Annotated in this window: 5 protein-coding genes and 1 pseudogene; 2 read left to right on the forward strand and 4 right to left on the reverse strand. The window is 65.6% G+C overall.

Annotated features, from left to right (window positions below):
• Positions 1–344: 344 nt before the first annotated feature.
• Together CQZ88_RS15830 and CQZ88_RS15835 are read left to right on the forward strand one after the other, a co-directional pair.
• Positions 345–584 carry a hypothetical protein gene (locus CQZ88_RS15830; RefSeq protein WP_044476293.1) on the forward strand — a complete coding sequence of 80 codons (240 nt, stop codon included), beginning with the start codon at positions 345–347 and terminating at the stop codon, positions 582–584.
• A 57-nt stretch (positions 585–641) separates the two neighbouring features.
• Complete coding sequence (locus CQZ88_RS15835) at positions 642–1,409, forward strand: SDR family NAD(P)-dependent oxidoreductase (protein WP_006942918.1); 768 nt, start codon at positions 642–644, stop codon at positions 1,407–1,409.
• A 258-nt stretch (positions 1,410–1,667) separates the two neighbouring features.
• Here CQZ88_RS15835 and CQZ88_RS15840 read toward each other — a convergent pair whose 3' ends face one another.
• The 4 genes and pseudogenes from CQZ88_RS15840 to CQZ88_RS31160 all read right to left on the reverse strand — a co-directional run.
• Positions 1,668–4,691, reverse strand: coding sequence for a protein kinase (locus CQZ88_RS15840; RefSeq protein WP_102800009.1), 3,024 nt, complete (start codon positions 4,689–4,691; stop codon positions 1,668–1,670).
• 69 nt (positions 4,692–4,760) lie between these two features.
• Positions 4,761–5,063 (reverse strand): FtsW/RodA/SpoVE family cell cycle protein, encoded by a 303-nt coding sequence (locus tag CQZ88_RS15845; protein WP_081637032.1) that lies wholly within the window; start codon positions 5,061–5,063, stop codon positions 4,761–4,763.
• Positions 5,064–6,390: 1,327 nt separating this feature from the next.
• On the reverse strand, positions 6,391–6,825 hold the full coding sequence (locus CQZ88_RS31155; RefSeq protein WP_231772002.1) for a hypothetical protein: 435 nt from the start codon (positions 6,823–6,825) through the stop codon (positions 6,391–6,393).
• Positions 6,826–7,365: 540 nt separating this feature from the next.
• Positions 7,366–7,557: pseudogene (locus CQZ88_RS31160) on the reverse strand (RNA polymerase subunit sigma-24); the annotation flags it as partial.

Below are 7,557 nucleotides of genomic sequence, written 5' to 3' on the forward strand. Positions count from 1 at the left end.
TTGAACACGTCAATGCAGACACTGCACGGGCCTTCGATTCGAGGGCGGGACCGCAGGACACGCCGCGATAGTCCTGCGCTGCAGTGTGTGCGAACAGTCGCGTTGTGCATCCGCCCGTCGATCAGCGGCAGCTGTCCGAAAGGGCGCCCCTGCGTCGGCCGAGTGCACCCAGGGGAATCAATCCGCAGTATTGAAAAACAAATGATTGTTTGCAACACTGGAGACCAGCCCACTGGATGCCGGAACGCCCGAACTTCTCACACTGGGCCGATCCATCTACGGATCAGTACTTCCCGTCCGGTCCGTTGCGCCCCGAGGCACAACGTGAACGAAAGGAGAGATCGATGACCACCGAAGACCAAGAGTTTATCGACTTCGCAACCAAGTGGCTCCCTTTCGGCGGGGGCGACGAATACATTCTTCCCCAGTTCGGCGTCACGCCGTACACCTTCTACCTACGACTGCACACCCTGCTGCAGTCACGTCCGACGCTCGGCTTGGGGCTGACGGCAAAGCGCAAACTGGCCGAAGCGTGCGCAGCAAAGCTGTCCCAGAGGAGTCGACGCGCCTCCGAGTTGGTTTGACCGCTTACGTCGACCCCGGGTCTCGGGGCGCGAAACTCGAGGAGAAAGGGCAGACGGATGGATCTCGGTGTGCACGGTAAGGCGTTCGTGATCACGGGCGGCTCCGACGGCCTTGGTCTGGCGACCGCGCGCTCGCTGCTCGCCGAAGGCGCCCACGTCACCATCTGCGGCCGCGACAAGCGTCGACTCGACGACGCCGTCACCGCCCTCGGTCACGACGTGCACGCGGTCCCCGCCGACGTCACCCGCATCGACGACCTCACCACCCTTATCGACGCCACCACCGACCGGTGGGGCCGCGTCGACGGACTGCTCAATGCCGCCGGCGTGCATACCGGCGGCCGGTTCGAAGACATCACCGACGAGGAATGGATCGCGGACTACGAACTGAAGTTCCTCGCCGCCGCCCGGACGATCCGCCTCGCCCTTCCGCACCTGCGAGCCAGCCGCGGGGCCGTGGTCAACGTCCTGAGCACCGGCGCCCGCACTCCCGGACGCAAAGCCATGCCGAGTGCCCCTCTGCGCGCCGCCGGGCTGAGCATGACCAATGCGCTCGCCACCGAACTCGGGCCCGACGGGATCCGGGTCAACGCAATCCTCGTCGGCGTCATCCGCAGCGGCCAGATCCAGCGCCCCGCACTCGAGGCGGGCCGCGACGTCGAGGAATACCTACACACGATGGCCGACCGGATGCGGATCCCGCTCGGTCGGGTCGGCGAAGCTCACGAGTTCGGTGACACCGCCGCCTTCCTGCTCTCGCCCCGAGCGGGCTACATCACCGGCACCGCCGTCCACGTCGACGGCGGCCACTGCCACGCCATCTGACAGCGCGTCCAGAGTTGGTCGATGCGCCCCTCCGTCGATCCGCTGGCGAAAGGTCCGACCGATCCAGCCGATGCCGGACTACCCACCATCCCCACGGTTGCCTCTCCCCTGTCGGTGGTCGTGGTCTCAGTTGAGCGACCGGCCGGAGCCGAGCGCCCTGCCTCCTCCTCGGCAGGGTGTTCGGTTATCCACCACCGCGTCTCGACAGACCTGGGGGCTTCACGAACGAGATGAAGGGATGGTCCGTCGACGAGGCGATCAGCCATCCAGAGCGTAGTCGACGGCATCGTCGAGCCCGAGTCCTCTCCCGTGGCGCAGTCGGGCTTCGAATTCGTTGTTACCGAGAGTAATCCGCGCGGACTTCTCGCATTCCGCATGATTGCGGTCAAGCGCACGGAAGAGTAGCGATGAGCTTCCGGTCGCACGTCCCAACGACTCCGCTGCGCCCATCAGTACGGCAGCGCGTTCGGCACGGTTCTCAACGTCCTCGGTCCACGCCAGCGCCTCGAGGCATACCGCAGCAGCCAGAGGTTCGCCGACACGCCGAATCACACCGAGCGCCTGCTCGAGCATCACCCGAGCCTCATGGTGATCGCCCTCCTGGAACAGCGCAACACCCAAGGCCCACTGCGAGTAGGACCGATACACGAACTCACCGTGCGCTTCGGTGATGGCCAGCACCTTCCGGTGGCACTCGATCGCTCGGTCGGTATCGCCGCGCAATTCGTATGCGAGACCGAGCATCACCAGAATCCAGACGTGCCGCGAAAGGTGATGTTCCGCATCGAAGACCGCGAGTGCACGCTCCAAATGCGTGCAGGCCTGGACCAGATCACCGCTGTACAAAGCGAGAAGGCCGGCGGCGTGATCGGCGCGGGCATCCAGGAGCGGGTCGTTCGCGCCCTGGACCAGGGCTTTGCACTGCTCGACCAACTCAGCCCCGGTAGCCAAATCGCCCTGCAGTTCGGCGAGAACACTGTGGGCATAGAGGGCGTCGATCCTGTCATTGCTGGAGGCGAGAGGATGCATGAGCATACGTCCGAGCCAGTGGCGGCCTTCGTTGAGCAGCCCCCGTGCCAGCCAGTACGGAAACAGCGCGGTGGCCATCCGTAATGCGGGATCCGATCTGGACGCGGCCGGTTCGGTCGAAGCGAACTCGAGGGCCTCACGCAGATTCGGCAACTCTCTGTTCAAGCAGGTGATCCAGTCCAGCTGCCGGGGACTGACCCATTCCGCTTCTGCCCGCAGGACCATCTGCTCGAACCACTCCCGGTGGCGGTGGCGCCACCCGAGGTACTCATCACACTGTTGAGCCTTCTCGCGACCGTACTGCCGGATCGTCTCGAGCATCCGGAAGCGAACCTGATCATCGTGCTGTTCTCGAATCATGATCGACTTGTCGACCAGCGCAGTGACCCGGTCGAGAACGTCGGTAGAGGTCGCGGTGCCGCCACTCAGGTACTCGACCGCCTCGAGGCCGAAACTGCCGGCGAAGATCGACAACTGTTGCCACAGTTGCTGTTCGGCGGGCGTGCACAGATCGTAGCTCCAGTCGATCGACAGACGCAGCGTCCGTTGTCGTGTGGGCACGTGCCGCTCCGCCGTGGTCAGGACGGTGAACCGCTCGGCCAAGCGTTGCCGGAGCTGCTCGGCAGACATCACCCGCATGCGGGCCGCCGCCAGCTCGATGGGCAAGGGCAGTCCGTCGAGCCGGGTACAGACCTCCACCACAGCGGCACGGTTGTACTCGGTCAACTCGAAGTCCGGCACGGCGGCTGCTGCCCGCTCGACGAACAGCTTCAACGCATCGAATCGGCGCGGTTCCCGGACCGATCCCAATTGATCCAAGGGCGGCACCGACAGCGGCGATACCCGCATGACCACCTCACCGCGAATACCGAGGGGTTCACGGCTGGTGGCCAGAATGCGTAGATCCGGACAGTGTCGCAACAACCGGTCCGCCAGCCGCGCCGCAGCGTCGACAATCTGCTCACAGTTATCGAGTACCAGCAGAAGCTGTCGCGAGGCCACGAAGTCGACTACTGCATCCTCCAGCGATCGACCCGGCGAATCTCGGACGTCGAGTACCTCGGCCACGACATCGACGAGTAGCGCCTCGTCGTTGAGTTCTCCCAACTCGACCAGCCACGCACCGTCGCGGTAGCTCGGCTGCAGCTCCGTCGCGACCCGCAGCGCCAGCCGCGTCTTACCCACCCCACCGATCCCGGTCAGCGTCAGCGCGCGGGAGGCCGTCAATCTCTTCTTCGCGGCGGAAACTTCTCGCCGGCGCCCCACGAAGGTGGTCGATTCGGCGGGCAGGTTCCCCACTCGGCGGACAGGTCTCACAGCATCGGGTAATCCGGGCCGGAGCCGGCCGCTGTACTCGAGCAGCGCCATCTCGTCGGCTCGCTGCCCTCGACTCACCTGGATTTGTTGCAGCTCGTGCCCAAAGGCTGCTGCAGTGCTCGGGCGTCGGCGGGGATCGGCGTCCATGGCGCGTTCAACAGCGCGGCTGATGTCATCCGGAAATCCGTTTTCGCGTAGATCCGGGACCGGCTGGGTGGTGATCCGCAGGAATTGGGCGACCACCTGCTCACCCTGTCGGCGTTCGAAGGCAGCGTGCCCGGTCAGAGCTGCGAACAACGTCGCTCCGAGGCCGTAGATGTCCGAGGCCACACTGGGACGCTCGCCGCTGAGCACCTCCGGCGCGGTGAATGCGGGCGACCCGATGATCGCCCCGGTTTCGGTTTCGAAGCCCCCTTCGATGTGGGCAATCCCGAAGTCGGTCAGCACCGGCTCGCCGTACTCGGTGAGAAGGACATTCGCCGGTTTGACATCGCGGTGCAAGACTCCCAGCCGATGGGTCGTGTCCAAGGCACCGGCAAGCCGGACCCCCATCCGCAGGGCGTCGTCGACCGACAACGGACCTTGGCGGCGGATCCATGCGTCGAGGGAAGTCTGGGGGTAGTACGGCATCACCAGATAGGGCCGGCCACTGTCGGTCGTCCCGACCTGCAGGACATGGACGATGTTGGGATGCCCGGTCAACCGGCCCATGGCCCGCTGCTCACGCAGAAACCGGGCAAGGTTCTCCTCGTCCAATGACACGGTGAGGATCTTGACGGCGACCGTACGGTCCAAGGCCCGCTGCCGACAGCGGTAGACCATGCCGAAGCCGCCGCGTCCGATCTGCTCGGCGTCCTCGAAACCCGCTGCCCCGAGTTCGGCACCGATGGCCGTCGCGTCGTCGCGCTGAGTCGCCCGCGGATCACCGCCTGCCATCGCAGCAACCTGTTCCAGCGTGTCGGCTCGACCGCTTCAACGCAACAATCAGGCTTGTTCGCCGTTCCTTCAATGCCATGTGCCACCTCTGCGGACAGTTTCAGAATAGCGCGGCAACACCGCCGTCACCGTGCAGCTGATGTCGACGAACGTCTGGAACATGATCCACATCGTCGCCACCGCGGCGAGCATGCACAGGAACGGATCAGCCGAACCCATCGCCACCCGTAATCCCACCCACAATTGCGCGGCGAACTGCCCGATCACCACCAGCATGCCGAATTCTTCCCCGGTGATCGAAAAGGGGAATTCGTTGTATGCCTGCGGCCTGGAACTCCACTTCGGGTCCGAAGGTCCAGGCCTGCACCCCAACCATCGAGCGCACGATCTACAGTCGCGCCCTGATCTCCTGGACTACGGCTTCGACGTCGGTGTACGAGGATACGGGGAAATCCCCACACAACTGCGCGGTCGCCCGGCTGATGCCCTGCTCTTTCCGACCAGGGGGTGATCATGGCACAATCCTCCCACCGCACCAATTGCCTGAACATCGTAATATGTTGGGGCACAGGGTCATATCTCGGAGAGTAGCCACGCCGCCCCGGTACGCCCCACACCCACGGCCGTGTGTGTGCTCCGGCTGTCGCGCTGGACAGCCCAGTATCCGATGTCGGGGACACACCGCAGCCGCACCGGGGACCGGTGTACGCGGCCGCCAGCCCCGGGGCATTACCGATGTCGAACCTACGTTCCCGTGAGTAGATGGCACTCCCCGGTCCTCATGCTGGTCCACATTCCCTGCGCCAGAAGGGCAGAACAAGCAGGTCGCCCAGTCCGGCGCTTCGAGCAGGGAGGTTGCCATGACCCACGAACAAGGCCGACACGGCGTATGGCAAGCCGACCGTGCCCCTCGACCCGCCAGCCTCCGCACAGCACACCGCTGGGGAAATAGCGCCGGTCGGGCAGGACACCGGGCGGGCGGGACTATACGACGCACTGCGCACTGCCGGCACCGCCTACTTGCGCACCGTCGGCGAAGCACTCGCCGCACACCAGCGCAACGAGACCGGCCCCAACACCGATGCCGGCACCGAAGCGGAAGAGACGAGCTGCCATGCCACGCGCCCGACCTCGGCGACGAAGCCGAACCGGCATAGTGGCGGTGGCAGACTCGACACGCTGATATGGCATTCGGTATCAGCGTGCCGGACCGTCAGCTGTCGACGAACCGAAGGCTAGCATTATCGACAGGTGACAAGGCCGTCCGAAACCTGATGGGGTGCATCGGTCCGGTCTCGGCGGGACCGGTGCCTGAGACGCTATCGAGTTCGCGGCCGATGAGGGCCGGGTCGTGCATTTTCCGCTCGACCGTGTCCTGGATGATCTCTCCGAGCCGGATCAACCCTCGATCGTTGCGAGTGGCAGCGGTCGGCGAGCGACCCGACGGTGCTTTCCAGCTGCTGCGACGGTGAGCGGCTCGAGTGGCTCGGCTACCGCGGTGGTGTCGGCCTGGCGGGTGGCTTCGAGGGCGTTGGAGCGAGCTGTCCGGGCCATGTGCTCATCCCGGGTGACGATTTCCGGCTGGCCGCGGATCCGCTCGCACAGCCGGGCGGCGTCCGGGCGTTGGACAGCGGCAACTCGGCGCGCAGGGGTTGGCTGCGGCATCGTGGCCTGTGCTGAAGGAGACAGGAATGCGACGTCACGGGGTCAACGCCCGACAATCGTCGAGCTGAGCGGGGGGCTGGCCACCGCCGCGCTCCCGGCTGTCATCCTGGATCACCGTGCCGACGTACCGATTCGTGAACGGGATCTTGTCGGCCCCCACGGTCCCCTGCAGCACGATCTTGCCGTTGACCCGGGCTGTGTACAGGTCTCCCTCGGCCCGCAGCTCGATCACTGCGCCTTCGGGAAACCTCGACGTGGACGCGTACTGCGGAGTCCCCGCCACGGGGGTGAACCCGTTCGGGTTGGCAGGATCTTCGTGGTACAACGCCATGATGCTGTCGGTGAACGCGAACTGCACACCGGTGTCGACACCGGGATTGGCGCGCACCACCGGACCGATCGACGAGTGCTCCGGCTCGCGTCCGTTCCAGCGGACCACACACCGCATCACCTGCGTCTCGCTCGGCATCGGCTCACTCCAGAACGCAAGACTCAACGGAGTCGACGGAGTCCCCCGGCCGTCGAGATGACCGTTCACGATCTTCAGTGTGCCTCCACCCCAGGTGATCCAGTTCGGGCCGAGCGGGCCGTCCGGGCGATCGAAGTCGTCGGCCGCACGCAGCACCAAGGGGGTCGCCGGAGCCGGTGCGCGGTAGTTGTCCCCGCCCCTCTCGTCGGCGGTGTCTATGAGCGGCGAGGCCGCGATCCTCGGAATCGGAGCGAATTCGGGCCCGGCAGGGCGGGCATGTGGGTCCGCGGTACCCGGATCCGCGTCAGCCAGAGGTGCCAGTCCGGTTGCGAGGGCGAGCGACCCACACACGATGCCGAGCCGCACGGCGCCTTTTCGGACGGACGTGAGAATACGATCGTTCGGTTCGGGAAGCACGCCGGGAATTTTAGGGCCCGAAAGCACATATGACAGTGATGCTCGTCACGACCACGTCCCTCCGGGCCGCGGCGGGCCGATGTCTCCAACGCCCATATGCACCGATCAGAGGCATACACGGTGTCAGTAGTGGGGGACCCTGGCGGTCCTGTTTCCGGGATTCGAACGGCCGCCTCGACGGCGGAGCTCTGCGCCCAGCCGTGCAGCCTGACGCGTGAGGTGGTCGCGTTCGGGGAGGTTGGGCGCCGATCGGGCCGCTTCGGTGTAGAGCCGTGCTGCGGTCACCAGGTCACCGGCACGCTCGTGGAGGTACGC

This window comes from Rhodococcus sp. ENV425, from assembly GCF_002887785.1.
GTDB classification, from domain to species: Bacteria; Actinomycetota; Actinomycetes; order Mycobacteriales; family Mycobacteriaceae; genus Rhodococcus; species Rhodococcus aetherivorans.

Coding starts and splice junctions, on each gene's coding strand:
- CQZ88_RS15830 (WP_044476293.1), top strand. CDS start 345: ATGACCACCGAAGACCAAGAGTTTATCGACTTCGCAACCAAGTGGCTC.
- CQZ88_RS15835 (WP_006942918.1), top strand. CDS start 642: ATGGATCTCGGTGTGCACGGTAAGGCGTTCGTGATCACGGGCGGCTCC.
- CQZ88_RS15840 (WP_102800009.1), bottom strand. CDS start 4,691: ATGGCAGGCGGTGATCCGCGGGCGACTCAGCGCGACGACGCGACGGCC.
- CQZ88_RS31155 (WP_231772002.1), bottom strand. CDS start 6,825: ATGCCGAGCGAGACGCAGGTGATGCGGTGTGTGGTCCGCTGGAACGGA.